The organism is Citrobacter sp. S-77 (assembly GCF_963864895.1).
In the GTDB taxonomy this organism is placed as follows: domain Bacteria; phylum Pseudomonadota; class Gammaproteobacteria; order Enterobacterales; family Enterobacteriaceae; genus Citrobacter; species Citrobacter murliniae.
Genome location: NZ_CAWLWU010000002.1, coordinates 4056699 through 4082986, shown reverse-complemented (window position 1 = coordinate 4082986; position 26288 = coordinate 4056699). Strand labels below are relative to the sequence as shown.

Below are 26288 nucleotides of genomic sequence, written 5' to 3'. Positions count from 1 at the left end.
AACAGGCTAATCCGGCATCTTATTTTAACCCTGACGTTTATCTTCGGTATTCGTGTCGAAGTCGCTGGCGTCATGGCGTTCATGCAACTGCTCGTTAAGCGGACCGTTAGTGCGGTTTACAATGCGACCACGCTTAACCGCCGGGCGTTTTGCAATCTCTTTTGCCCAGCGCTGAACATTTTTATAACTTCCCGCATCAAGGAATTCTGCCGCGTCATAGACGTTCCCCAAAACGACATTGCCAAACCATGGCCATACTGCCATATCGGCAATAGTGTACTCATCCCCTGCCACAAACTGATGATGCGCCAGCTGCTTATCCAGCACGTCGAGTAAACGCTTGGCTTCCATCGTAAAGCGATTGATCGCGTACTCAATTTTAACCGGTGCATAGTTATAGAAGTGTCCGAAGCCACCGCCGAGGAAGGGCGCCGCTCCTTGTAGCCAGAACAACCAGTTCAGCGTTTCGGTACGTTTCGCCAGATCCTGCGGCAGGAAATAACCATACTTTTCCGCCAGATAAAGCAGGATGGCGCCAGACTCAAACACGCGAACTGGCGGGTTTTGCGAATGATCGCGCAAAGCCGGGATCTTGGAGTTGGGATTCACTTCCACAAAGCCGCTGGAAAACTGATCTCCATCGCCAATGCGGATAATCCATGCATCGTATTCCGCGCCCTTCACCCCTTGCGCCAGCAGTTCTTCCAGCATAATCGTGACTTTCTGACCGTTTGGCGTACCCAGCGAGTAAAGCTGCAATGGATGCTTGCCGACTGGCAGCGTTTTCTCGTGTGTGGCACCGGAAACAGGGCGGTTGATATTGGCGAATGCGCCGCCGTTTGATTTATCCCACGTCCAGACTTTCGCGGGCTGATAAGTATTGTCTGACATGTTGACCTGCCTTCTGAGTGGTTGTGTTGAAGCAGTGTAGCAGTTAGGTAGAACTCAATTTAACAGATTGGGACTTTATGTCGCTTTGTGCTGAAAGGGGAAGATAAATATAACCCGTTCATTGTACTCAGACCGTACTCCATCAAGAGGAAATCAATGTAAGACGGAAATTGCTACCGTACTCACCATCAATCATTGGCGGTCAATAAGCAGTAATAATGAAAAAGGGTGTTCCAGGAGTAAGCGGTTATCAGGGACCGGCGGGTGGGTGGGGCGCGGTAAAAGCCGTCACTGCTTCAGTGTTTTCGCAAAAGGCAGTCGTGCGCGACATTATCGCGATGTTTAAAATGAACCAGGTGAAGGGGTTCGACTGCCCGGGCTGCGCATGGCCAGATCCGGGTCATCGTGCGCCGATGGAGCTTTGCGAAAACGGCGTAAAGGCAGTTTCCTGGGAAACCACCACGAAGAAAGCGTCACCGGCGTTTTTTAGCCGCCATCCGGTTTCAACCTTGTGGCAATACAGCGATTATAAACTGGAAAATACAGGCCGTTTGACGCATCCGATGAAATACGATGCCGGAACTGACACCTGGCAGGCTGTCGAGTGGGACATTGCGTTTCAGGAAATTGGCGAACGCCTGCGCAGCTATGATTCAGCACAGCAAGTAGAATTTTACACATCCGGCAGAACCTCAAACGAGGCAGCGTTCCTTTACCAGTTGTTTGCCCGCGAATACGGCAGCAGCAACTTTCCCGATTGTTCAAACATGTGCCACGGCCCAACCAGTGCCGGGCTGACGCGGGCAATCGGTTTGGGGAAAGGAACCGTAGAACTTGACGATTTTAACCATTGTGATCTGGTGATTTGCATTGGACATAATCCTGGTACTAATCATCCGCGCATGCTCACCACGTTACGCGATGTCGCCAACCGTGGGGCCAAAATTATCTCCATCAATCCGCTGACCGAAAGAGGGCTTGAGCGCTTTAGCTTTCCGCAGAGTCCGAAAGAGATGTTCACCGGCCAGGCGACGGAACTCAGCAGCGACTACTACCAGGTCAAAATGGGCGGCGATGCCTCATTGCTCAAGGGTATTATGAAGGCGTTGATCGAAATGGATGAGGCGCGGATCTTGCTCGATCAACCGCCGACACTCGATCATGCGTTTATTGATGAACATACCGCCGGATATTCTGCGCTGTATGAGGATTTACGCCAGCGTAGTTGGGCGGAACTGGAACTGGATTCCGGTCTGACGCGTAGCCAGATGGAAGATCTGGCACACAACTACAATAAGTCCCGCGCCACCATCATTTGCTACGGACTGGGTATCACCCAGCATAAAAACGGTACAGAAAATGTTCAGCAACTGGTGAACCTGCTGTTGCTTAAAGGCAACATCGGTAAGACGGGGACGGGGATTTGCCCTCTGCGTGGTCATTCGAATGTACAGGGTGACCGTTCTGTGGGGATCAATGAGGCGGCATCAGAAGATTTCCTGCAGCGGCTCGAAGCACATTTTTCTATCACCGTTGCGCGTAAACATGGTCGATCCAGCGTGGAAAGTATTCGGGCAATCGAACGGGGCGAGGCGAAAGCCCTCATTTGCATGGGAGGCAACCTGGCGGTGGCGATGCCAGAACCGCAACGTACCTTCGCGGCGATAAAAAAACTGGATATGCAGGTCCATATCGCGACCAAGCTGAACCGATCGCATTTGCTGCTGGCAAAACACAATTACCTGTTGCCTGCGCTGGGCAGAACGGAACGCGATATACAGGCTACCGGTGTTCAGTCTGTAACCGTCGAGGATTCGATGTCGATGGTGCATGCCTCCTGCGGTGGGCTGAAGCCGGCCTCCAGATGGTTAAAATCCGAACCCGCCATTGTGGCTGGAATGGCACGCGCCACACTTCTTCATTCGCCGGTAAACTGGGAAGACTTAGCAGGTAATTACGCGCTGATCCGCGAGGCTATCGAAGCTGTTATCCCGGAGTTTCATGATTACAATGCACGTATCGCTGAGCCGGGTGGGTTTCGCATGGATACGCCAGCATCACGTCGCGAGTGGCGAACTGCGAATGGTAAAGCCAACTTTGTCGTCAGCCGTCAGCGCGCAATCGAACGTGAAAACCAACCTGCTGATGCGCTGGTGCTGGCAACGTTGCGTAGCCACGACCAGTACAACACCACTATTTATGGGATGAACGACCGTTACCGTGGCATTACCGGTCGGCGCGATGTGGTTTTTTTAAGTGAAGATGAAGCGACTGCTCGTGGTCTGATTCAAGGTGATGTTGTGAACGTTCAGGCACTGGACGATAGCGGGCAGCCTTGTGTTGAACGCATGATGTACGGGCTAACGGTGGTGATTTACGACATGGCGGCGGGTTCCATTGGTGCGTATTTGCCGGAAGCGAACGTGCTGCTGTCACTCGATGCGGTCGACACGGAAAGTTTGACCCCGGCATATAAAAGCGTACCGGTTATCCTGATGAAAGCGTAGTTCCTGATGTGAATTTTTCTCCTCTGAGCGCCAGTCGCTGCGTTGAGGTGTATGATAGGTCGACCTCTGTCCGGTTAGTGTCGCAGAGCAGGCAATCAGAGCGAAAATTCACGCCAGGCTGCTCAGGCTGTATTGTTTTGAGGTAAGGTGCATGAGCAAAGGAACGACCAGTCAGGATGCCCCATTCGGGACATTATTGGGCTACGCCCCAGGCGGCGTAGCAATCTACTCTTCAGATTACAGCTCCCTCGACCCACGGGACTATGACGATGATGCCGCCTTTCGCAGCTATATCGACGATGAATATATGGGCCACAAATGGCAGTGCGTTGAGTTTGCGCGCCGCTTTCTTTTCCTCAACTATGGTGTGGTGTTCACGGATGTGGGCATGGCGTGGGAGATCTTCTCCTTGCGCTTTCTGCGTGAAGTAGTGAATGATAATATCCTGCCGCTTCAGGCATTCCCCAACGGCTCACCCCGGGCACCGGTAGCAGGTGCGCTGCTTATTTGGCAAAAAGGTGGCGAGTTCAAAGATACCGGCCATGTGGCAATTATCACTCAACTACTGGAAAACAAAATCCGCATTGCTGAACAGAATGTGATCCACACGCCGCTGCCTCCTGGACAGCAGTGGACTCGCGAACTGGAGATGGTGGTCGAAAATGGCTGCTACACGCTGCGTGATACCTTTGATGACACCACGATCCTTGGCTGGATGATCCAGACTGACGACACCCGATACAGCCTGCCGCAGCCGGAAATCGCCAACGAGTCATTGAAAATTGACGGTGCACGCCTGGAAGATAAAGGGCAATTTGATGGCAAATGGCTGGATGAGCGGGATCCGCTACAAAAAGCCTACGTGCTGGCGAACGGACACGTGATTAATCAGGACCCACACCAGTACTTCACCATTACCGAGAGTGCAGAGCAGGAGCTGATAAAAGCGACCAACGAGCTGCATCTGATGTATCTCCACGCCACTGATAAAGTGCTGAAAGACGATAATCTGCTGGCTCTGTTTGATATCCCGAAAATCCTCTGGCCACGACTGCGCCTTTCCTGGCAGCGTCGTCGCCATCATATGATCACCGGTCGTATGGATTTTTGTATGGATGAGCGTGGGCTGAAGGTATACGAATACAACGCCGATTCTGCATCGTGCCATACTGAAGCCGGCCTGATCCTTGAAAGATGGGCTGAACGGGGTTACACGGGGCAGGGGCACAATCCTGCAGAAGGGTTGATTAACGAACTGGCGGGCGCCTGGAAGCACAGTCGTGCGCGTCCTTTCGTGCATATCATGCAGGATAAGGACATTGAGGAGAACTACCACGCGCAGTTTATGCAGCAGGCGCTACATCAGGCTGGTTTCGAGAGCAAAATCCTGCGTGGTCTGGACGAGTTGCGTTGGGATGAAGCGGGACAACTGATTGATGGCGACGGTCGTCTGGTGAACTGTGTCTGGAAAACCTGGGCATGGGAAACCGCGATTGAGCAGGTGCGCGAGGTGAGCGAAACCGAGTACGCCGCTGTTCCGATTCGTACCGGACACACCCACCAGGAAGTGCGCTTGATCGACGTGCTGCTGCGCCCGGAAGTGCTGGTCTTTGAGCCACTGTGGACGGTTATTCCCGGTAATAAGGCGATTTTGCCGATCCTGTGGCAACTGTTCCCACATCATCGCTATCTGCTTGATACGGATTTCACTGTCAACGACGAACTGGCACAAACCGGTTATGCGGTGAAACCTATTGCAGGACGTTGTGGCAGCAACATCGATCTGGTGAGTCATGAGGAAGAGTTACTGGATAAGACCAGCGGTAAGTTCGCAGAGCAGAAGAACATTTACCAACAGCTTTGGTGTCTGCCAAAGGTTGCTGGTAAATATATTCAGGTCTGTACGTTCACCGTAGGCGGTAACTACGGTGGCACCTGCCTGCGCGGTGATGAGTCGCTGGTGATTAAAAAAGAGAGCGATATCGAACCGTTGATTGTGGTGAAGGCGTAGCCTTGCTATCCCCGTGCTGGCTGATTTGCCATCGCGGGGTTTTAACGAGCGAGCCGTAATTGAAAATCCAAAAAGTAAAAACCGCCATCAGGGCGGTTTTTTTTGAATAGTGGTGTTGGGTCTGGACTTACAGTGCACACTGGCCATCGCTGCACCCTGATGTTACAGGTTCTTCTGAGGAAACAGACAGAGATTCGCTCAACAACGCGCCGATTTCTGCCCCCAGTGCCAGGTCGTCTACCTGACCAAAATATTGCTGGCGTAAGTATCCCTGCTGATCAATTAACGTCAGTGTCGGTGTACCGCGCATAGTGTAGGCCTGCATGGTTTGAGGAATGTCGCTTTCCGCAGACGGCATGTCCACTCCGACGGGAAAGGGGATACGGTATTCTGAAAGAAAGGTTTTCAGCGCTTGTGCGGTCATCACATCATGATGTTCGAAAACAGTGTGTAGCCCGATCACTGCCACCTTATCCTGCGGAAAAGTGGCGTAAACGCGAGAAACCTGCGGTAACCCGTGAGATACACAGCCTGGACACAGCATCTGGAATGATTCCATCACCACGACCTTGCCGCGCAGTGACTCCAGGGTTATCGGCTGTGGTGTATTAAACCAGCGTTCAACAGTCAGGGCTGGTGCGCGCGGATGACGAATCTTATTCATGTTCTCTCCAGAATCCGCATGGATCTGCGGGTTAGTATCAGTTACTGGTTTACTTTACCCGGCAGCATTGGTTTACGAAGGTAACTTTAAATACATCCTCGACGCAAAGCAGCAGCGCGTGAACGGATGCATTAGCCCGTCATACCGGCCAACCCGCGTGAAAGAAAATGGCGACTCTCCCTGTGGGATAATAGTATCGACTCGGTATCATTCGATTGTATGCGCAGGCAGAATCGCCTGTCAACGTAGTTTTGATTCGATACTATATGCAAGGAAAACTCCACACCCAGGCTGGAAGGTGTTGTGAGTTCAACGGGTCGTATTGTGGCGGGTGCTTATGATTTTACCCTTGGGCGTGGCCAGGATGAGAACAGTGGCAACTCCCGGCTACACTTGATATTTATGGCGCTCTGCCTTAACGCCGCAGTCAGAGAAAAACGCCTGATCTTGCTGATACAGGTGCTCAAATAATATCCCGTTGACCCAAATCTGTCTGGTTGCAGGTATTAGTGATATGTGCAACGGCTTCAACGGTCTGGCCGCTAAGTTGCAGATTACGCTAAAGGATGACCCGCCGTCCGGAAACGTATTTATCTTGCGGGGGTGCAGTGGAAGCCCGGTCAAACTGTTCAGATGTATCATTCCCCCGTAAAATAAGCATTAAGATGGCAACTGCTTTACGCTGGTTTTTTGACACTCAACCCCCATGGAAAGAGTATATTTTTCCCCATTTTTTTGTGATTAACATCACCATTTTTAATAATTTAATTATTTATCAATTAGTTGTGAATAACCATTAAATTCATGTGGAGAATACTTTTCTCCATTTTTGCCTGATCAGAGGGAAAATAGGTAAGATTTTCTTCCCTGCCTAATATACATTCTAACTGTGGTTGAAGGACACCAATCACTATGTTGATGATGAAATGGCCATTTATTCTCTGGCTATTAAACGAGGTTTTGGCTGTTGTTTTTTTTCGCCATCTTCGATGACTACATAAATATAAGCTCACGATATTTTATGACTAATAATAGTTTGAGTGTACCCTATGAAAACCAGAACTAAAGATATTGCAACCCTAGCTGTTCACGCTGGAAGTCAATCCGATCCGGTAAATAATGCTATATTTACCCCAATCGTTACTGCCAGTTCATTTATACAATCTAATCTTCACGAAGGTGGCGATTTTTGTTATTCACGCGTTTCTAATCCAACGCGCAAAGCTTATGAATCTGCACTGGCAGAACTGGAAGGAGGAATTTATGCTACCGCTACAGCTTCGGGAATGGCGGCTACTAATACCGTGATGGAATTACTGCCTAAAGATGCCCATATTATTGCAATGAAAGGCGTCTATGGCGGAACCTGGCGGTTGTTTGAGAAGCTAAAAACTCATACCACCGGCGCAACTATTTCTTATATTGATCTTAATGATGAGCAAAGCCTGGTTAACAGTATTCAGGAAAATACGGCCCTAATCTGGATTGAAACGCCAACTAATCCGTTGCTGGAACTGGTCGATATTGCGAAGGTTTGCCGTATAGCTAAACAACATGCTATTACCACCTGTGTCGATAATACTTTTGCCAGTGCTTGGAACCATAAACCACTCGAAATGGGGGCGGATATAGTGATGCTCTCTACCAGTAAATATGTCGGCGGGCATTCCGATTTAATTGGCGGCGCGATAATAACCAACAATGAGGTTTTAGCGTCCCGACTCGACTTTATTAAAACGACTATCGGTTCTATTGCCTCACCTTTTGATGCCTATCTTGCCCTGCGCGGTATGAAAACTCTGGACCTGCGTATGGAGCGCCAGTGCAGCAACGCTCATCGTGTTGCGGAATATCTGGAAAACCATCCGGCGATTGCCAGCGTCTATTATCCTGGCCTGCCATCGCATCCTCAGCACCAGTTGTGCAAGGCGCAAATGCGCTCAGGTGGTGCGGTGGTAACTGCGACGTTGAAGGGGGATATCCACAGTCTTAAGCGGTTTATCGGCGGACTGCATTATTTTGTGCTGGCGGAATCGCTGGGTGGGGTGGAGAGCATGATTAACCATTCTGCCTCTATGTCCCATGGATCCATGTCAAAAGAAGAGCGGGAAGCCATCGGGGTTTATGACACTACGTTGCGTTTTTCCGTTGGTATTGAACATATCGATGATCTGCTACAAGACATGGACATAGCCTTCGCCGCTATGGACATCACACAGGATAACCATCATGCATGATTATGGTATCTGGACGATTATTACCCCGCTGGTCACCATTATTCTGGCTATCCTTACCCGCCAGGTGATCCTCTCGCTGCTCACCGGCATTTTCGTCGGCTACGCGGTGATTAACCACAGTATTATCCTGGGGGTTGGCGGTACCCTGAACGGAATCATCGAAACATTCGCTTCCGCCGGTAATACGCGAACGATTGTGTTTATGGTGATGATCGGTGGCATTATGCGGCTGATTGTGGTGACTGGCGGAGTGCGTAAACTGGTGCAGTTTCTCTCAGAGAAAAATGATTTTGTCACTAATAAAAAATCGGTACAACTGCTGGCGATGGTGGTGACATCGTTAATATTTATAGAGAGCTCAATAAATCAGCTGATCGCTGGTGCATCCACAAAAAACCTTGCTCGACGCTATAAAGTTTCTCCAGAAAAGATGTCCTATATTATCCAGACTTCCTGCGTTTCCGTCTGCTCATCAGTGATGATCAACGGATGGGGGGCCGCAATGATGGGGGTTATCGGCGTACAGATTGCGCAGGGTTACTTGACCGGCGAACCTTTTGAGGTGCTGGCCAGTTCGATGATCTGGAATATCATGGCCTGGTTCTCATTAGGTTCCGTTCTCTTTTACATCCTCTCTGGCTGCACCTGGGGACCGATGAAAAAGGCTGAAGTGAAGTTTGAAACGACGCTGTCGGAAATAGAACAAGAGCATGGCGAAGAAGATGTGGATCCAGTGATTGACCACCCGGCATGTAATTCATTGCTGAACTTCTTTATCCCAATTCTTTCCACTGTATTGATGGTTCCTGTTGTTCTGTATATCACTGGTGATGGGCAGTTCTCCAAAGGCAGCGGTTCGATGTCGGTCTATTCCGGCGTAATGTTCGGTACCATGGTTTCATTTATCTGGTTCAGAGTGCGTGGCATTCTCAACGTCGAGAACTTCTTTAAAGAGCTGTATATTGGCTATGCCAGCATGGTTAAAATTAGTTCAATTATGATTCTGGCCTTCCTGATGGGGCATATTTCTGCTGAGCTGAATACCGGGCAGTATATTGCTTCTATAACCTCTGGGGTTATTCCATCCGGCTTCTCTATCGGCTTTATCTTCCTGATTGCGGCGGTTATGTCTCTGGCAACAGGTACCTCATGGGGAACCTTTGCTATTATGATTCCGATTGGTGTTCAACTGGGCGTGTCATTAGGTATTGACCCGCACTTTATGATTGGTGCAGCTATTTCAGGATCAATTTTTGGTGATATGACTTCCCCCATCTCCAGCGATGCTATCGTCGCCTCGATGGCGACCAACTGTGACCATATTGAACATATTCGTACTCAGATGCCTTATGCGCTGGTAACCGGAGGACTTGCTCTCATTGTCTATTTAATTGTCGGCTTTACTCTTTAACCAAAAATTTCTTTAAGGATTGGCTATGACTGAAATTATTACGACGGAAAATGCTCCACAAGCAATTGGTCCCTATATCCAGGGTGCGCGAACCGGTAATTTTATTTTTACTTCTGGCCAGTTGCCCATTAATCCGCAAACGGGAAACATTCCTGAGTGCGCCGAAGGCCAAACCCGGCAGAGTCTGGAAAATATTCAGGCCATTATTGAGGCAGGAGGGCTGAGGGTCGACAATATTTGTAAGATTAATATTTTTGTAAAAGATCTGAATGAGTTTGCCGCAATCAATAATGCATACGCTGAGTTTTTCACCCAGCGTAACGCTTCTTTCCCGGCGCGTTCTTGTGTAGAAGTGGCTCGGCTACCGAAAGATGTGAAAGTGGAAATCGAAGCCGTAGCCTGGCAAAGCTAATTCAATGCAAATACGACTTTACGGCGGCTCATCAAGCGCCGTATTTATTTGAAGGGAAGGTTTATGTCTGTAAAAAACTATTTGCATAGCCTATCGCGCGTCGCGCTGGTGGGGGGGACCACGCCCGTTCAACATCTGAAGCGACTGTCGGAATATTTACAGCACGATATCTATATCAAACGCGACGATGTTTCGCATCTTGGTATGGGCGGCAATAAGCTCAGAAAGCTGGAATTTCTGGCGGCAGATGCCCTCAATAAAGGTTGCGATACACTGGTGACCGCAGGGGCAATTCAGTCCAACCACGTACGACAGACCGCAGCAACGGCCGCACATCTTGGACTAAAATGCGCGGCGTTGCTGGAAAATCCGATTCAAACCGCAGAATATAACTATCTTTGGAACGGCAATCATCTGCTGTATAGCCTGATGGGCTGCAAGGTTGAAATGGTTGATGAACTTAACGATCCAGATGCGCAGTTGCAACAGTTTAGCGCCAGGCTTTCGGCAAATGGAGCAAAGCCCTATATTGTTCCCGTCGGTGGTTCAAATGCGCTCGGTTCACTGGGCTACGTTGAATGTGCGCTGGAGATAGCAGAGCAGTGTGATCAGATGAATCTTAATGTGCAGTCCATCGTGGTACCTTCCGGGAGTGCAGGAACGCATGCTGGGTTAGCCGTTGGTTTTGCCCATTGCCAACCTGATGTTGAGGTCGTAGGCGTGACCGTATCTCGCCTTGTTGGCGATCAGCAGCCCAAGGTGGAGAAACTACAGCGCGAATTATCCGCGATGCTGGACGTGGCGTCACTGTCGCCGCTGACGCTATGGGATGACTACTTTGCTCCGTGCTACGGCATGCCGAATACCGAAGGGATGCAAGCTGTGGAACTGCTGGCACGTCTGGAAGGCATTATGTTAGACCCGATATATACCGGCAAGGCGATGGCAGGTCTGATTGATGGCGTGAAAAAATCGCGCTTCAACGGTAGCGGGCCCGTGATGTTTATCCATACCGGCGGCGCTCCGGCGCTCTTTGCTTACTATCCCCACGTCTGATTTACGGCTTTAACGAGAATTTAAACCACTCTAGCTTCAGCGGGCCTGAGTGGTTTTTTTACATGTCATGGTCAGGGAATATAAAACGGGGGAGTCTGGGGGGATTTCTGCCTGCCAGTTGCTGACGACATCCCCAGCCTACTAAATCTGTAGTGCCGTGCAAGCAACTCAATAACATCTTTATACCATTATTTAAATAAGTTGCTGATCAGCATGTTGTAAATCTTAACCGACTATAGAGCAAAGATTACTAATGGAGTTTTAAATATCGCAATCAATGATAACCGCCGATGATCTTATTATGTATTTCCTCTGACGTTGAAAACTGATGGTATTGAGCGCAAGCCGCTTAAGATTGGTCTGCAGGTTAAGGTTATGTCCTTCTATTACTGTTGCTGAAAAGCACATAAGATGTTTAATGTGATAGTCCAATCCATTACATATTACAGCCCCTAAGGAAACATCTGTACAGCGGCCTCTAAGTGGAATCCCAATCCTGGTGAAAAGAACCCCGTAGAAATAACTCGAATGATTCAAGCTCCCTAATCACCAGCGATGCTGCCAGTTGTGGTGATGCCTGCTCCGCCTCCATCAACAGTGATAAATACAGACCCCAGTCAGTGCTTGTGCTGAATGCCTCCTCTTGTGTGGAGTTCTGCCACGACAAATGACGCTGGACGTATGTACATGATGATCGTTGCGCTGGATCGTCAGATCCGCCAACGGCGTGGTTTGCCTTCTCACCCTATCGACAGAAGAAACATCCTCAGCGACATATTCACCATTATCACGGTGTGCTGCTGGCTTCTTGCATGAGTAGTTAGTAGAGCAAAGATCGATACTGTCGAAAACTCCCGATTGGATGAGACGTTCACTTAACGCATACTTTTTGCCTTCAGTTTGATATAGATTAATAACCTTTACCCCTTAAGGGGTAAGCTCACTTTATTGATAACATCCAATTGATTCATAATGAATATTTCACACAGCAATGCCTGTGAGGATATTGATGACATCCTGAGTCGTTTCGGCATCCACTACATCATACTTATTCCCTTGCCGGGTCAAAGAGAATAAGCAACACACTCATCTGGTTACGACAGAAACTATATAAATTGTAGATTCCGAAAATACAGGCTCGAAGACGTGACAAAACTATTTTTATCAGCAAAGTGAGCAACCATGAAAATCACCCCACCTGAATCCCTCATGGCAACAAATGTAAGCCGCCGTAGCCTGGTGAAAACATCCGCGATTGGTAGCCTTGCGCTTGCCAGCAGCTCTTTCACCCTTCCTTTCTCTCGTATCGCTCGCGCCACAGACGGCCTTACACCCGCGGCGGTCGAAGAAAAAGCGGTCTGGAGTTCATGTACTGTTAACTGCGGTAGTCGCTGCCTTCTGCGTCTGCATGTGAAAGATGACTCGGTTTACTGGGTTGAATCTGATACGACCGGCAACGATGAGTACGGTAACCATCAGGTTCGCGCTTGCCTGCGTGGTCGCTCGATTCGTCGACGAATGAACCATCCGGACCGACTGAAATACCCGATGAAACGTGTCGGCAAACGGGGCGAAGGAAAGTTTGAACGTATCACGTGGGATGAAGCGCTGGACACCATTGGCGACAATCTGAAGCGGATCCTAAAGGATTATGGTAACGAAGCAGTACATGTGTTGTACGGTACTGGCGTTGATGGCGGAAACATTACCAACTCCAACGTTCCATATCGGCTGATGAATTCCTGCGGTGGCTACCTCAGCCGCTACGGTAGTTACAGTACGGCACAAATCAGCGCTGCCATGAGCTACATGTTTGGCAGTAATGACGGCAACAGCCCGGATGATATTGCCAATACCAAATTAGTTGTGATGTTCGGCAACAATCCAGCTGAAACACGCATGAGTGGCGGCGGCGTCACATACTATGTTGAACAAGCTCGTGAGCGCTCTAATGCACGCATGATCGTCATCGACCCACGCTATAATGACACGGCTGCGGGACGCGAAGATGAGTGGCTGCCCATCCGTCCGGGTACAGATGGTGCGCTGGCTGCGGCTATCGCTTGGGTACTGATTACCGAAGATCTGGTTGATAAGCCATTCCTCGATAAATACTGTGTTGGTTACGATGAAACCACTCTGCCGGCCAGCGCGCCGCGTAACGCGCACTATAAAGCCTACATCCTTGGTGACGGGCCGGACGGTATTGCCAAAACGCCGGAATGGGCATCACACATCACCAGTATTCCAAAAGATAAAATCATCCAGTTAGCACGTGAGATTGGCTCTGCCAAACCAGCGTATATCTGTCAGGGCTGGGGACCTCAGCGTCACTCCAACGGAGAGCAAACTGCGCGAGCAATCGCCATGCTGTCGGTGTTGACCGGCAACGTTGGTATCAACGGCGGTAACTCAGGGGTCCGTGAAGGTACATGGGATCTTGGCGTGGAGTGGTTTTCGATGCTCGATAACCCGGTGAAAACGCAAATTTCCGTTTTCACCTGGACTGACGCTATTGATCATGGTACCGAAATGACTGCCACTCGTGATGGCGTTCGGGGCAAAGATAAACTGGATGTTCCGATCAAGTTTATGTGGTGTTACGCCAGTAATACGCTGATTAACCAGCATGGCGATATTTCTCATACTCATGAAGTCCTGCAGGACGACAGCAAGTGCGAAATGATTGTCGGCATTGAACACTTCATGACGGCGTCTGCAAAATACTGTGACATTCTGCTGCCAGACTTAATGCCTACGGAACAGGAAGACCTAATCTCCCACGAATCCGCTGGTAACATGGGTTATGTGATCCTCGGTCAGCCCGCGACCTCACCGAAATTTGAACGAAAACCCATCTATTGGATGCTCAGTGAAATTGCTCGCCGTCTCGGTCCGGATGTTTATCAGACTTTCACCGAAGGACGGACGCAGCATGAATGGGTGAAATACCTGCATGCGAAGACCAAAGAACGCAACCCGGACATGCCGGATTACGAGGAGATGAAGCAAACCGGCATCTTCAAGAAAAAATGTCCGGAGGAGCATTACGTTGCTTTCCGTGCATTCCGTGAGGATCCCAAGTCTAATCCGCTGAAAACGCCATCCGGGAAAATTGAAATTTACTCAGAGCGGTTGGCTACTATTGCCGACACCTGGGAACTTAAAGAGGATGAGATTATCCATCCGCTACCGGCTTACGCGCCTGGCTTTGACGGCTGGGCTGATCCGAACCGTAAAACGTATCCGCTCCAGTTAACCGGATTCCATTATAAAGCGCGCACCCACTCCAGCTACGGCAACATCGACGTGCTGCAGCAAGCCTGTCCGCAGGAGATCTGGATCAACCCAATTGATGCGAAATCACGGGGTATTGAACATGGCGATACCGTTCGGGTGTTTAACAATAATGGCCAGATGCTGATTCCCGCCAAAGTCACGCCGCGTATTCTCCCTGGCGTAACGGCGATTGGTCAGGGTGCGTGGCTGAAAGCCGATATGTTTGGTGATCAGGTCGATCACGGGGGGTCCATTAACATCCTGACCTCGCACCGCCCGTCGCCACTGGCGAAAGGTAATCCTTCTCATAGCAATCTCGTTCAGGTTGAAAAGGTCTAAGGAGTAACCGATGACAACTCAGTATGGATTTTTTATTGATTCCAGCCGTTGCACCGGTTGTAAAACCTGCGAACTGGCCTGTAAGGATTACAAAGACTTAACGCCGGACGTCAGCTTCCGCCGTATCTATGAATATGCGGGTGGCGACTGGCAGGAGGACAACGGCGTCTGGCATCAGAATGTGTTTGCCTACTATCTCTCCATTTCGTGTAACCACTGCGAAGATCCGGCCTGCACCAAGGTTTGTCCGAGCGGGGCAATGCACAAGCGGGAAGATGGCTTTGTGGTGGTGGATGAAGAGGTGTGCATTGGCTGTCGCTACTGCCATATGGCCTGTCCGTACGGTGCGCCGCAATATAACGCAGCCAAAGAACATATGACCAAGTGCGATGGTTGCCATGATCGCGTGGCCGACGGCAAGAAGCCGATTTGTGTCGAATCCTGCCCGTTGCGCGCGCTGGATTTCGGCCCGATTGACGAACTGCGCAAAAAACACGGTGAGCTGGCGGCGGTGGCCCCGTTACCTGGCGCGCACTTCACCAAACCCAATATTGTCATTAAACCGAATGCCAACAGCCGCACAACCGGGGATACCACCGGTTATCTGGCCAATCCGAAGGAGGTCTGAAATGGGAAATGGATGGCATGAATGGCCGCTGGTGCTGTTTACGGTACTCGGCCAGTGTGTGGCAGGCGCATTGATTGTGAGTGGGCTGGGCTTGTTGGCGATGAAAGACGATGCCACAGCCAGGCAACGCATAATCCGCAGCATGTTTTTTATCTGGCTGGTGATGGGACTGGGCTTCCTGGCTTCTGTCATGCACCTGGGATCACCGATGCGCGCATTTAATTCGCTCAACCGCATTGGCGCATCCGGGCTCAGTAATGAGATTGCAGTGGGCTCACTCTTTTTCACCGTTGGAGGACTATGGTGGCTGGTGGCCATGTTGGGTAAAATGCCGCAGACTCTGGGAAAACTCTGGCTATTACTTACTATGGTGCTCGGCGTCGTCTTTGTCTGGGCAATGACCCGTGTTTATCAGATCGATACCGTCCCTACCTGGTCTACTGGCTATACGACGGTGGCCTTTTTCATGACGGTGTTGCTCAGTGGTCCGTTGTTCGCGGTATTACTGTTACGTGCCTCGCGGGTGAACTTTAACGGCACGACATTTGCCAGTATCAGCGTACTGGCGCTGCTGGTGAGTGTGGCGGTTATTGTCTCGCAGGGCATGTCGCTGTCAACTATCCACAGTTCTGTTCAGCAGGCTTCTGCGCTGGTTCCTGATTATGCCTCTTTGCAGGTATGCCGCGTAGTGCTGCTTGTTGTGGGACTGGGCTGCTGGATCTGCCCGCTGGTACGCCGCAAAGAACCTCACGTCGCGGGTTTGTTACTGGGGCTACTCTTGGTGCTTGGTGGCGAAATCATTGGCCGTGGCCTGTTTTATGGCTTGCACATGACAGTCGGTATGGCGGTAGCGGGTTAATAAATCTGTGCGGGGAGACCCGCACTTTTCAGGATGATTTTGATGACAGATTTTACGCAATGTGATGATTTTGCCCTGACAGCGCGCGTGCTGGGTGCCCTGTTTTACTTTGCGTCAGACAGCGCCGAAGCTGCATCGCTGGTATCAGCGTTAACGACGGGTGACTGGCAAACGCAATGACCTCTTCCACCAGAGACGTTATCTCCTCTGGCCGCCACGTTTAAAGCCAAAAGTGATGAATCCCTGGTTACAGCTTTTCAACGCTTGTTTGTCGGACCGTATGCTCTGCCATCACCGCCATGGGGTTCTGTCTGGCTGGATCGGGAAAACGCCTGTTTGATGAGTCCATGGTGGCCCTGCGTCAATGGATGCGCGACAACGGCATTCACTTTGAGATGCAGTAAAACGAGCCAGAAGGTCACGTGGGTTCATTGCTGCTGATGACGGCATGGCTTGACGAAATGGGTCGTTATCGTAGCAAATACAAATACCAGTTAAGGTTTTTGTTAAGACAGAGCCTTATTTTAATACTTAGTGTTACTGTAAATAGACCCGTCTTAGTTCCATGCACTTTTTGAGATCTCGGCCTTGTTGAGCCATTTGTGTTCGCACGGGGCAATTTCCTCCATTACCTGTCTCTCCGAATCGTATTTTTCCCTTGCTTCTGATAACGAGATTTCAGGTTAAACACCCAGAGCGAGTGTTTTCTCTTTGCCCAGAAAACGGTAGCGGAGCCGCCGGTAGCAAGAGCCGAAAAACATGTTGCCACTGCCGGCAAGTTTATAAGGTTTTTTATCGGGTTTAGCTCGGCGGATTTTTGCGTCAGTGAGCGCCATTGGCGAGGTCTTCTGATAGTAAATGGGGCATAAGCTTTATCAACTCAGACTATACCCTCATTGATACCCTCGCAAAGGGCTTGATGTGGGGGGAAGTTGATTGAGTAGAGGGGAGTTGAGCTTTTCTAGAGGAGTTGATACTGGCGGGGTTTGAATGCAAAAACGGACCTCCGTGGAGGTCCGTTGATATGAATTTTGGTGCCGGACTCGGAATCATATCCACGATTAACACGCTGTTTGTCATTGTTTTTATTGAGGAAATGACCAAGCAGTGCCCCCATTAAAGCCCCCATAAAAAATCACTTTATTTTTGTGACGGTTGTTACGAAAAATTGATATTTAAGTATGAAGGTCGTACGTGAATTGATGTAAGAATTTTCCCTCTGGTCACGCTCTTCGCTGAAAATGTAATAGGCATACCACCGCAGTCCAGCGAGAACGTGACCCGCAGTTTTTCACCGTTGTCGCAGCCGAATTCGAAGCCATCTGAACACCAGCGCATATCGTTTTCAGGATCCCAACTTCCATCGCCTTCTTGCCAGGAAGGCGATGGAGCTCCCGAACCTGTTTCAGTGCAGCCAAGAGCTATGAGGCTGGAACGATTTCCTCTCCGGCCGTAACAGCGGTGAGGCTGCCTTCCTGATATTGTTTCTTCCACTTAAACAACAAGCTGGACTAAATATCGTGCAGGCGTGCGACGCAGAAGACATTCATGCCCGGCCCTATTGTTTGTTGAATAATCCTGCGCGAGCCGGAATTTCACCGAGTTCAAAACGGTCGCCATGGAGTGCGAGAGCCGTTTTTAAAGACGCTGCAATTACTTTGCAGCGTAGTCTCCTGCAATCGTACCCCTTAATTTCAAGGGCATAACATCACGCCACAACAGTCGTCATCTGCCCAGGAAAGCTAATCTGGATCACACCGCCCCACATGCAGATCAACGTTGACTGGGCGGTGAGAGCGGGCATATTTCCCACTAATACTGTGGGTGATCCCGGCATCCAGGGGGCTGGTGTGGCGGGGATGCACGGCATTGGCGTCAGCACGCCGAGCGCTGCGGCGGTCGCGGCAGCAACGGTCGGGTTGGCGAGGCTGTTGCACATGCCGAACGGCATAATGTTCACAAACGGTTTGTTATCCATAATATTCGCCATCGGCATGTTGCCAACGATTGTTCGGCTGGTGGGCAGCACGTTCAACGTACCTGGCGCGATGCCAAAGGAACACTGAAGCAATGCGCCGGTACAAACTCCGGGACAGCTCATGGTAGTACCCCCAATTGCCGCCACAGTCGGCGGGCGGATTCATCGCTATTAATCAGTTCTGAAAGCAGTTCCGGTAATGGCGTGTGCCCCCAGGCAAAGGCGCGATACAGTAAATAGGGTACCGGGCTATGCGGTTCGGTGCGCGCCAGGTAGTCTGCGGCCTGTTTAATCATCAGATATGCCTCCTCCCGATGGGCAAATGTGGCGTTATAGCTGAGTGTTAGGGAGCTTTCCTCGTTGACAGAATGCGGTTGCACCGGCAATGCGCTGCTTCCTAACGCCTGCAGGCCGGTTTTGATCTTTTGTTCCAGTGCATTAAATGAAGGTGCAGATGCTGCAGGCCAGTTCTGACAGACGGCATTGAGACGTGTGAGCCACTCGATGCTGGATGTCAGGAGTTTTATGGTGGACTCGTCTGCGCCTGGCAGCGGAACGTCAGAAAATTTTCCCTGCTGCCACTGGGTCAGTGAGACGGTTTCCCCATGAGCGATAAACAGCGGGACTTCAGCGACCAGAGTGGCGTAGTGTTGCGCCATCCAACTGAGCGGCGCGGCGCGATAGTCATAGTCACCTTCTTTAATTTGGGGATGTAATTTCTCGGGATAATGCTCCAGCGCCAGAGTCACTAATGCCAGCGCATCGGGCAGGGCCGCTAAGCCGCGAACTCTAATCCATGCTTCACCCAACCAGCTCATAATGACCAGGTCTTTGCTGAGCGTTTTCGTCAGCACGGTGGCGATTTTGGCGACTTCATCCCAGTCGGCACGGCGCGGCGTACTTTGCCAGACGCCGGTGGGCAGCGTTTCGTCATCCTGCTGGCGGGCGGCGACCAACTGGTCGAATTCTGGTGAATAACGGATAGAGTCCCCGCACGGATTATCCGCCTGAATGGGGGCCAGTAATGCCTGAATATGTTCCATCATTTTCCTCCTGATAATCCCTGCTCGGTAAGCGGTATCCATGGTAGCGGCGCTTTGCTTTGGGCATCTAACAATGTGACCTGCCAAAATACCGTCGACTGCAATGGCTTCTGACCATCGCCTACGGGGAGCGAAAAGCGCAGCGGCAGCGGTTGCGTCAACGCGCCACCGACGCGCTGTTGTTCAATCATCCTGAGCAGCGACCACGCTCCCTGCCAGCGCCAACGCCCAGTATCACCGCTTACCGTTACGCCTGTCTGTGACAGGCCTGGCATTGGACGCCAGGCGGAATTGGCTGCCCAGCGCAGACTAAAGCTCAGACTATCGCCGCTGCGCCAGTGCAGGTCAGTTGAACCATCGGGGTAGCTTATCGATTGTTGATTGCCGACGAGCCGCCAGTCGGCAATCTGATCCGCGCCAGCCTCATGGTTGCGTGAGGTCCGCCAGATAACCCGTAACGTCACGCCTTCAGGGCTGACCAACGCCGAAAGTAACGGTTGTGCTGCTGCCAGTTGCTGAATCAGTGGCGGCTGTTCGGATAGCGTTTCGGCGGGGAGTTGCGTGAGCAAAACGGCCAGTTCGCGCACCCGATCGACATCAGCATCCGGCGCGTTTGGCACGGCGGTAAAGGGGAAGCGCCCCGCAAGCCAGGTGTTGTACAGATTGAAGGTCTTCTGTACCGCGCCGATGCTGGCCTGTTGGCGTAACTGCTGACATTTTTGCAATGATGCGTTTACCAGCGCGTTGAGCGATTGACCGTAAAAATCGTTACTGCCCGCGCTGTGAAACTGCTCCAATTCACTCTGGCAGTTCTGTGCGGAGAGCGTCGGCAGCGCGGCGGCAAGGGTCGCCATCTGCATCGGCGGACTGCCAGGATCCTGTTGTTGAAGTCGTTGCATGGCTGCCAGTGAACTACTCCAGCGAACGATAAGCTGGTTATCCATTGCCGTTAGCCATGGGCGCTGCTTGTCGAGCCAGTCAATATCCTGCTGATAGCGGACCAGCACGCCAGAGATTTGCTCTGCTTGTGCGCTAGCCCACCCGGCAATTTTCTGCCCGCTAGCCTGAGCCTGTTCTGTGGTAGCGTAATTGACCGCCGGAGGGTTAATCGACGGAAGTAACGCGCCGCCGTCCTGACGTACCCGGCTAATCACCTGGTCTGCGGTTTGTTGGCGCAATGCTATAGCAAGCTGAGGGCGATTGAGCTGGTTGAAGGCCTCAATGATCCGATCCGCGCTGGCGGTGCTGACATTGCTGTTATCTGGGGTTCCGGCGGCCTCTGTGTATAGCGCCTGAAGGATGGCGTTTTCCGCCGCCTGTCGCGCCAGCATGGTGATTTTGGGTCGCCAGATGCTGTCTGGAAGCTGCTGCGTAAAGCGCTCAAATCCGCCATATAGCGCCAGCGCCTGCTGGAGTTGCAGATTGCCGGGATAACCGACAGGGTCCCCGGTGGGCTGACTTGCTCCTTGCTGCCAGAAGGGTTGGTTAAGTAAATCACGCAAGCTTTTTTGTAATGCCAGAAGATCCGGCGATACGCTGAATTGCCCTTCCGGGGATTGCTCGGTTAGTGAGGAGAAGTGCAGCCTGGAGCCATCAACCTGTGCCAGAAAGCGTTGGCGAAGTAGGGTTTCGTGGTGAAGCAGTTCCTGAACCACGCCGTTGTCGATAAGCCTAAGGGTTCGTGCCTGCGCGAGCAGCTCATCCAGTGGCAGTCTGATTGGCGAATTTGTTGCGTCACGACTCAGGTTATTGATGGTTGTCAGCGTTGCCTGTAAGCGGCTGACCTGCCGGATCAGCGAGCGGACGAACAACGGGGTAACCCCGGAGCCGTTGCCAAATAGCGCCAGCAGCTGTTCGAGTTGCTCTTCGTTGTTATCCAGGCTGGTATTGCCATAGTTTTGCTCCAGCCAGCGCATGGTTTCGTGAGAAAAAAGTACGCTGTTGCGCTGAGTCAACTCGCTGGCGTCGGGTAATTTCAGACGCGAGAGATTAAGCGTGGCAAACATCTCGTTGAGCTTTTCCTGCGAGGGCAAAGAGTCGGTGTCCACGGTCACGCCCCAAACGCTGGCGCTGACGTTTGCCAACGTCTGCACAGTGGGTTGCTTCATCTGCATCAATTGCAGCAACGGCAAATAGCGCGACTCCATTTGTTTTGCCTGAGTGAGCAAGTGCTGAATTTGCCGGTAACGCTCTTCGGGTAGCAGATCGTCCTGCTCAAAGCCCCTTTCATGTTGATTTTGCAGGCAGATACTGTTGGTCGCGGGCACCAGCAGGCTGGCCAGGGTGACGTTGTTAAACGTCTCGCGCAATTTTGTATCGGTACGGCTGAACAGCGAGCCGGGCCAGACGATGGAACGAAACTGCCACTGTGGAATGCCGTTGAGAACCCGCCAGTACAGCGTGGTGGAACGCTCACCAGTGATATCGGCTCGGGCGGCTGTGGCGAGGACCTGCAGACGATCGTGCAATAGTACGGCGTTGGTGTGCTGGTATCGCCAGCTCCAGGTCATGGCGGCAAGCCAGAGAACGCAAAGGCAGCTATAGCAGGCGAGGGTTATGAAATGGCGGCGCAGGTTCAGGCGCAGCAGGCGGCGAACCGGAAGCGCGAGGCCGCGCTCAGCGGTAATTTTCCCGCTCAGCAGCGACTGACAAAACTTCATCTGCGGTTTGCCCTCCGCCATCGTTCGTGCAACAAACCAGATCCCGCGTAGCTGCGGCGGCTCATCGCGGGCATGACTGTTAAACAGGCCGTCAAAAGTGTCATGCAACGGTGCGGCAAGCGGTGGGAAGTTTTCTGGCAGGCGGAATAATTGCTCCGGCGTGTTGCCTCGCAGCGCGCCAAGCTCGGTGATGAACATCCGCAGCGAAGTACGGGTATTGTCCAGGGCATTGTCGATCCACTGCGGTTTCCAGATGGCTTCTCTGGCGACCGGAATCGTGCTGCCAATAGGGCTGCGGCGAGCATCCTCTGGCAATAGCTCCAGTAAAGAGGCAGTGCCTTCCAGTGATTCCATGCCGCTGATGATCAGGTAAATTGGCAGACTCAGTCCGCACACCTGCTGCAACTGCTGACAGTTATGCAACAAGCTGGCGCGGACAGTATCATCGTCGTACAGCGTCTCTAATGAAAGGGTGATAATCAGTGCGTCCAGCGGTCGCTGTGGGCGGCTTTTCACCAGTGCAGACAGCGTCTTCTGCCAGTCGTTCTGGCGAATTAGCCGCTTTTTGCCAACGGTTTGTAGCGTTTGCGGCAGGCACAGAAGGTTGCACTGAGGATTAAACCACCATTGCCCGAACCAGTATTCCTGGCCGTCGGTGAGTGACCAACTGCGGCAAAGCAGACGATTATCCTCTTCATCGCCAAGCATCAGGATTCGCATACTGTCGTAAGGATCCTGGCCTGTGCAGGCTCGCTGGATCTCCTTTTGCGCACGGTTGAATGTATCGTTTCGGTATTCCCACTGCCACCAGGCGCACCAGAGAGTAATCGCCAACAGCACCAGCATAATAATCAGTAGCGTAAGCCAGGGTTGCGTCACTTATCATCTCCCTGGCAGGATTGGGTTACCGGAAAATCTGGCAGCGTATTTACGCCAATGGCATCTTCAATACTCAGCCACAATCGCTGACTCAGCAGCAATAGCGCCAAAAGTATGACGAGGGCAATAAGATGCAGGCGCGAATTGTCTGGCAGGCGGCGATGTGCCGGAAGCTGTAAAGAGGGGCCCAGCGCGGTCGATTCCATACGTTCGGCTATATCGCTGAGCTGAGCGTCATGCTGAAAGGCAAAATGCCACAGCAGGCGGCAGGTTTCCTGATGATTCTGCAGATTAAAATCGCTACGTCGGGAACCAAACCCCAGCGTCAGGCAGCGCAAATACAGCGCGGCTAAATCTCGTTTACCTGGGCTACGTTCATTGAGCAGGGCGGTGATCTTGCGGGGGATCTGATCCCCTGCGCTATGGGTTTGCCACAGATGATACTCCAGTGGACAGGACTGCCACAGGGAGAGTGCGGGCCAGTCACCATAGAGTACGGACTCATCAATCAGCGCGACCAGGGCATAAACGGCAGCGTCAATCTGCTGCTGAAATGGCGAACCCAGTTCGCGGGTCAGACGTCGGTTATACTCTTCTACCACCTGACTGGCGTATACAACGGCCTGATTATGCAGCTCATCTGGCGGTAGCGGAGTGCTTTTCCAGCGTTCGAACTGCGCCAGCCAGCGGGTGTAAATCTCATCAAACAGACGGCTGGCTGGCATATCAGGATGCGCGGGCGTCATGACTTACCTCCTGACTGTAGAGCATGATCTGCTGCGGTATATCCTCTGTTTCATGCAATGGTGCAATAACCAGCGGCGTCCCTTTTTCGAACCACTGGAGGGTAAGGGTTAGGGTAAACAGGGCCACATTGCCGTCGATTTCCCAGTCACTGCGCTGTTCTGCTGCCAGCGGCGAGAACGTCATTCCATGCATCCGCTGACGACGCAGGACAGATACAAAGGGATGGCTGGTGATAAGGCTCATTTGTAACCATTTTTCTGCTTTGGCGGCGTTGCCTCCGGGCATCAGCAGACCTATCACCACCTGCTCTCCGGCGTGGAGATCCGGCGGAAGTTGCAGTGAAAAAGCGTTATCCAGTTTGCTGAAATTTAGCCGCTGATAGCGGCGATGAATATGCGCCAACTGGTTTTTCAGTACGGTGAAAAGAGATGCAAATGCGGGCAGCATGTTCTGATAATCAAAAGCTGGCAGCAGGGGCAGCGTTTTATCCTGAGTCAGTATTGCCGTTTGCCCGATAAAGAGACTCAGCGCGCGGTAAAGATCCTGTGGGTGCGGCCGCCCGCTGCTAATCAAGCTTTCCACCAGCGGCAATGCGCCCTGGATACTTTGCAGCGACAGCGTAAGCCATAGCCAGTCGTTGGTACGCTGCCCGTGTTGCGCCAACTGCATTTCCCGGCTCAGAAATAGAATTTTTTCTCTTGCCTGCAGGCAGAGTTGTCGGGTGTGGCGCGCCAGGTAACTCTCTTCGTTGACGGTGGGAGAGGGGGGAAACCACTCGCTCTGACGAAATCCGCCTTCGCTATACACAACCTGCAGCAGCGGCAGACAGACGAAATCGGCGCGATCGTGTTGGCAAACCAGACGCGGTTCGGGCTGCCATTGCGAAATGCTCTCGGGAAATTCACCGCTACTCAGGTCAGGCAGCGGGGGGCTGTTGACTGATCGACAGCGGCTATTCATCAACTGCCACTGTCCGGCACGGTTTAGCGGCGGCAGCGCCAGCCAGAGGATATGCTCACTGTCCGGCGCGGCAGGCAGTAAACGGGCGCAGTCAAACTCCAGTGATAAATCGTCGCTAATGTCATAATTGACCGGCGTGCCGTCGGGCATAATTGCTTCCAGGCGCAAAATACGTAGCGTTCCTGCACACAGCGCCGCTTCGTCAATCTGTAGCCGGTTGACGCCCCAAAACCACGGATTAGCGCACCCGGTGAGCGCTGCGCAAAGCGTTTCATTGCGCAATGCCTGCAACTGGAAATGTTGAGGTAGCATTGCCATCCCTTCATACCAGCAAACCATTGCCGGAATTGTGCTCATAGTACTTTCCTTGTTCAGAGGGCCAGGACTGCTTCATCCGTCATTAGCAGCAGATGCAATGAATCTGCTTTATCCAGTCTTAAGCGGTGTTCTCCTGCGCTGCTGTAGCGGGCAAACAGCAGAATTGCTTCTGCCTTAACGCCCTGCAGAGGGGAGCTTTTGGTCACAAAACGCGAATTCGGCACCAGCTCCAGCGACCAAACGTGCAGCCCGTCAGGGCTATCGCGCAGTAGTTGTGATTTGGCGTTAAACCATTGTGTTGCACTAAGCGTTTGTACGGTTGGCAGCAACGCGTTATCGGCAACCGCGACAATATCCACTGCGACTGGTGTGTTATCGTTTGCATCTGCTACGGTTTCAATGACCACATCATTAAATGCCACACGGTTTTGCCACAATGAACAGCCGCTACTCAGTAAAATTAAAATACTGAATAATATTATGCTGGCTGGATGGCGTAGGCCGTTTGTCATATAAAATCCTTTTATATCTTCCTTAAGAAGGTAATTAATAGCAATGATTCTGTTTTTGACTTAAATCATTACTGGACGAATCTGAAGTAATAAAATTCGTTAACATTTAAATATTCATGTGATTTATATTTCCCGCGTAAAGTATTATTTTCAATTAATTTTTATGTAACTTATTGATTTTTATTGATTAATTTTAGGTTAATTGATTTTTATTAAATGTTTTATTTTTGTGCAAAAAACAAAAATTAAGTTGATATTTATTTTTTGTTGTGTTTTTTATATTGCAAGTAGCTATTCATGAATATCACTTTTCGAATAATGGTGCGGCAAATATCGTACCAGGGATACTATTGCAATAAAAAAGGATTAAATATGGCCGAGAGCATACAGCATAAACTCAACCGTATTAGGCCGCCGCGCGTACAAATAACGTATGATGTGGAAACGGGTGGGGCGATTGAGAAAAAAGAACTTCCCTTGGTTGTTGGTATTCTGGCTGATTTATCCGGGCATCCAGCATCCCCACCCGCAAAATTACGTGAGCGCCGGTTCGTCGAAATCGATCGTGATAATTTCGATGATGTGCTTTCCTCCATCTCACCTCGTCTGGCGGTTCAGGTAGAAAATCGTCTGGCTAATGATGGCAGCAAATTGAACGTTGAGCTGCGCTTTAACGAGTTCGACGACTTTTCGCCGCTCAATATTATCAATCAGGTTAAACCCCTCCAGCGTCTTTTCCTCGCCCGCCAACGCTTGCGCGACCTCCTCACCAAACTGGATGGTAACGACGATTTGGATGCGTTGTTACAGCAGGTGGTAAACGATAACGCAGAACTTCAGGCGTTAAGACCTGCTGCTGAAGAAAAACCAGCTGAAAACGCGTAACGGAAAAGGAGA

The 26288-nt window shown here is 51.2% G+C and carries 19 protein-coding genes and 4 pseudogenes; 13 read left to right on the top strand and 10 right to left on the bottom strand.

Translation table 11 applies throughout. The features are described from left to right. Positions 1-24: 24 nt before the first annotated feature. Complete coding sequence (gene yghU / locus AACS05_RS19945; protein ID WP_045447499.1) at positions 25-891, bottom strand: glutathione-dependent disulfide-bond oxidoreductase; 867 nt, start codon at positions 889-891, stop codon at positions 25-27. Between the two features lie 218 nt (positions 892-1109). Between yghU and AACS05_RS19940 the strand changes: the two genes are divergently transcribed. Next, positions 1110-3398: an FdhF/YdeP family oxidoreductase gene (locus AACS05_RS19940; protein WP_045447496.1), complete on the top strand. Its 2289-nt coding sequence runs from the start codon at positions 1110-1112 to the stop codon at positions 3396-3398. 151 nt (positions 3399-3549) lie between these two features. Next, the gene (gene gss, locus AACS05_RS19935; RefSeq protein ID WP_045447493.1) at positions 3550-5409 is read left to right on the top strand and encodes a bifunctional glutathionylspermidine amidase/synthase; all 1860 of its coding nucleotides are present in this window, start codon (positions 3550-3552) and stop codon (positions 5407-5409) included. Positions 5410-5536: 127 nt separating this feature from the next. Here the strand turns inward: gss and AACS05_RS19930 are convergent, their stop codons facing one another. Then, positions 5537-6073 (bottom strand): redoxin domain-containing protein, encoded by a 537-nt coding sequence (locus AACS05_RS19930; protein WP_045447490.1) that lies wholly within the window; start codon positions 6071-6073, stop codon positions 5537-5539. A 303-nt stretch (positions 6074-6376) separates the two neighbouring features. On the opposite strand from AACS05_RS19930, the gene AACS05_RS19925 reads away from it, so the two are divergent. The 10 genes and pseudogenes from AACS05_RS19925 to dmsD all read left to right on the top strand — a co-directional run. Next, positions 6377-6544, top strand: coding sequence for a hypothetical protein (locus AACS05_RS19925; RefSeq protein ID WP_190284569.1), 168 nt, complete (start codon positions 6377-6379; stop codon positions 6542-6544). A gap of 1 nt (position 6545) precedes the next feature. After that, a pseudogene (gene tnpB, locus AACS05_RS19920) lies at positions 6546-6701 on the top strand (IS66 family insertion sequence element accessory protein TnpB); the annotation flags it as partial. Positions 6702-7122: 421 nt separating this feature from the next. Further along, positions 7123-8310, top strand: coding sequence for a trans-sulfuration enzyme family protein (locus AACS05_RS19915; protein ID WP_045447488.1), 1188 nt, complete (start codon positions 7123-7125; stop codon positions 8308-8310). Next, complete coding sequence (locus AACS05_RS19910) at positions 8303-9721, top strand: Na+/H+ antiporter NhaC family protein (RefSeq protein ID WP_045447485.1); 1419 nt, start codon at positions 8303-8305, stop codon at positions 9719-9721. Before AACS05_RS19915 ends, AACS05_RS19910 begins: the two co-directional genes overlap by 8 nt. Positions 9722-9746: 25 nt before the next feature. Next, on the top strand, positions 9747-10133 hold the full coding sequence (locus AACS05_RS19905) for a RidA family protein (protein ID WP_045447483.1): 387 nt from the start codon (positions 9747-9749) through the stop codon (positions 10131-10133). A gap of 63 nt (positions 10134-10196) precedes the next feature. Further along, positions 10197-11189: a D-cysteine desulfhydrase gene (locus tag AACS05_RS19900; protein WP_045447475.1), complete on the top strand. Its 993-nt coding sequence runs from the start codon at positions 10197-10199 to the stop codon at positions 11187-11189. A gap of 1182 nt (positions 11190-12371) precedes the next feature. Further along, positions 12372-14807 (top strand): selenate/tellurate reductase subunit YnfF, encoded by a 2436-nt coding sequence (gene ynfF / locus AACS05_RS19890; protein ID WP_045447474.1) that lies wholly within the window; start codon positions 12372-12374, stop codon positions 14805-14807. A 10-nt stretch (positions 14808-14817) separates the two neighbouring features. Continuing rightward, positions 14818-15435: a dimethylsulfoxide reductase iron-sulfur subunit DmsB gene (gene dmsB / locus AACS05_RS19885; RefSeq protein ID WP_045447473.1), complete on the top strand. Its 618-nt coding sequence runs from the start codon at positions 14818-14820 to the stop codon at positions 15433-15435. A gap of 1 nt (position 15436) precedes the next feature. Then, positions 15437-16294: a dimethyl sulfoxide reductase anchor subunit family protein gene (locus tag AACS05_RS19880; protein ID WP_045447471.1), complete on the top strand. Its 858-nt coding sequence runs from the start codon at positions 15437-15439 to the stop codon at positions 16292-16294. Between the two features lie 42 nt (positions 16295-16336). Further along, positions 16337-16764 (top strand): annotated as a pseudogene (gene dmsD, locus AACS05_RS19875) (Tat proofreading chaperone DmsD); the annotation flags it as partial. A gap of 117 nt (positions 16765-16881) precedes the next feature. On the opposite strand, the pseudogene AACS05_RS19870 reads toward dmsD, so the two are convergent. From AACS05_RS19870 to AACS05_RS19835, 8 genes and pseudogenes are all read right to left on the bottom strand, one after another. Next, positions 16882-17130 (bottom strand): annotated as a pseudogene (locus AACS05_RS19870) (Arm DNA-binding domain-containing protein); the annotation flags it as partial. 507 nt (positions 17131-17637) lie between these two features. Next, positions 17638-17871, bottom strand: a pseudogene (locus AACS05_RS19865) (transposase); the annotation flags it as partial. Positions 17872-18002: 131 nt separating this feature from the next. After that, positions 18003-18395, bottom strand: a complete 393-nt coding sequence (locus AACS05_RS19860; protein ID WP_071829033.1) for a DUF4280 domain-containing protein — start codon at positions 18393-18395, stop codon at positions 18003-18005. Further along, a complete protein-coding gene (locus AACS05_RS19855) occupies positions 18392-19318 on the bottom strand; it encodes a type VI secretion system protein TssA (RefSeq protein ID WP_223307012.1) in 927 nt (308 codons plus the stop codon). The genes AACS05_RS19860 and AACS05_RS19855 overlap by 4 nt, the downstream gene beginning before the upstream one ends. Then, positions 19315-22854: a type VI secretion system protein gene (locus AACS05_RS19850; RefSeq protein WP_045447465.1), complete on the bottom strand. Its 3540-nt coding sequence runs from the start codon at positions 22852-22854 to the stop codon at positions 19315-19317. The genes AACS05_RS19855 and AACS05_RS19850 overlap by 4 nt, the downstream gene beginning before the upstream one ends. Beyond that, on the bottom strand, positions 22851-23600 hold the full coding sequence (locus AACS05_RS19845) for a DotU family type IV/VI secretion system protein (protein ID WP_045447462.1): 750 nt from the start codon (positions 23598-23600) through the stop codon (positions 22851-22853). Before AACS05_RS19845 ends, AACS05_RS19850 begins: the two co-directional genes overlap by 4 nt. Next, positions 23581-24918 (bottom strand): type VI secretion system baseplate subunit TssK, encoded by a 1338-nt coding sequence (gene tssK / locus AACS05_RS19840; RefSeq protein WP_045447459.1) that lies wholly within the window; start codon positions 24916-24918, stop codon positions 23581-23583. The genes AACS05_RS19845 and tssK overlap by 20 nt, the downstream gene beginning before the upstream one ends. 14 nt (positions 24919-24932) lie before the next feature. Further along, complete coding sequence (locus AACS05_RS19835; RefSeq protein WP_045447457.1) at positions 24933-25391, bottom strand: hypothetical protein; 459 nt, start codon at positions 25389-25391, stop codon at positions 24933-24935. A 372-nt stretch (positions 25392-25763) separates the two neighbouring features. Between AACS05_RS19835 and tssB the strand changes: the two genes are divergently transcribed. Then, positions 25764-26276 carry a type VI secretion system contractile sheath small subunit gene (tssB, locus tag AACS05_RS19830; protein WP_043018227.1) on the top strand — a complete coding sequence of 171 codons (513 nt, stop codon included), beginning with the start codon at positions 25764-25766 and terminating at the stop codon, positions 26274-26276. Positions 26277-26288 lie beyond the last annotated feature (12 nt).

Coding starts and splice junctions, on each gene's coding strand:
- yghU (WP_045447499.1), bottom strand. CDS start 891: ATGTCAGACAATACTTATCAGCCCGCGAAAGTCTGGACGTGGGATAAA.
- AACS05_RS19940 (WP_045447496.1), top strand. CDS start 1,110: ATGAAAAAGGGTGTTCCAGGAGTAAGCGGTTATCAGGGACCGGCGGGT.
- gss (WP_045447493.1), top strand. CDS start 3,550: ATGAGCAAAGGAACGACCAGTCAGGATGCCCCATTCGGGACATTATTG.
- AACS05_RS19930 (WP_045447490.1), bottom strand. CDS start 6,073: ATGAATAAGATTCGTCATCCGCGCGCACCAGCCCTGACTGTTGAACGC.
- AACS05_RS19915 (WP_045447488.1), top strand. CDS start 7,123: ATGAAAACCAGAACTAAAGATATTGCAACCCTAGCTGTTCACGCTGGA.
- AACS05_RS19910 (WP_045447485.1), top strand. CDS start 8,303: ATGCATGATTATGGTATCTGGACGATTATTACCCCGCTGGTCACCATT.
- AACS05_RS19905 (WP_045447483.1), top strand. CDS start 9,747: ATGACTGAAATTATTACGACGGAAAATGCTCCACAAGCAATTGGTCCC.
- AACS05_RS19900 (WP_045447475.1), top strand. CDS start 10,197: ATGTCTGTAAAAAACTATTTGCATAGCCTATCGCGCGTCGCGCTGGTG.
- ynfF (WP_045447474.1), top strand. CDS start 12,372: ATGAAAATCACCCCACCTGAATCCCTCATGGCAACAAATGTAAGCCGC.
- dmsB (WP_045447473.1), top strand. CDS start 14,818: ATGACAACTCAGTATGGATTTTTTATTGATTCCAGCCGTTGCACCGGT.
- AACS05_RS19880 (WP_045447471.1), top strand. CDS start 15,437: ATGGGAAATGGATGGCATGAATGGCCGCTGGTGCTGTTTACGGTACTC.
- AACS05_RS19860 (WP_071829033.1), bottom strand. CDS start 18,395: ATGAGCTGTCCCGGAGTTTGTACCGGCGCATTGCTTCAGTGTTCCTTT.
- AACS05_RS19855 (WP_223307012.1), bottom strand. CDS start 19,318: ATGATGGAACATATTCAGGCATTACTGGCCCCCATTCAGGCGGATAAT.
- AACS05_RS19845 (WP_045447462.1), bottom strand. CDS start 23,600: ATGACGCCCGCGCATCCTGATATGCCAGCCAGCCGTCTGTTTGATGAG.
- tssK (WP_045447459.1), bottom strand. CDS start 24,918: ATGAGCACAATTCCGGCAATGGTTTGCTGGTATGAAGGGATGGCAATG.
- AACS05_RS19835 (WP_045447457.1), bottom strand. CDS start 25,391: ATGACAAACGGCCTACGCCATCCAGCCAGCATAATATTATTCAGTATT.
- tssB (WP_043018227.1), top strand. CDS start 25,764: ATGGCCGAGAGCATACAGCATAAACTCAACCGTATTAGGCCGCCGCGC.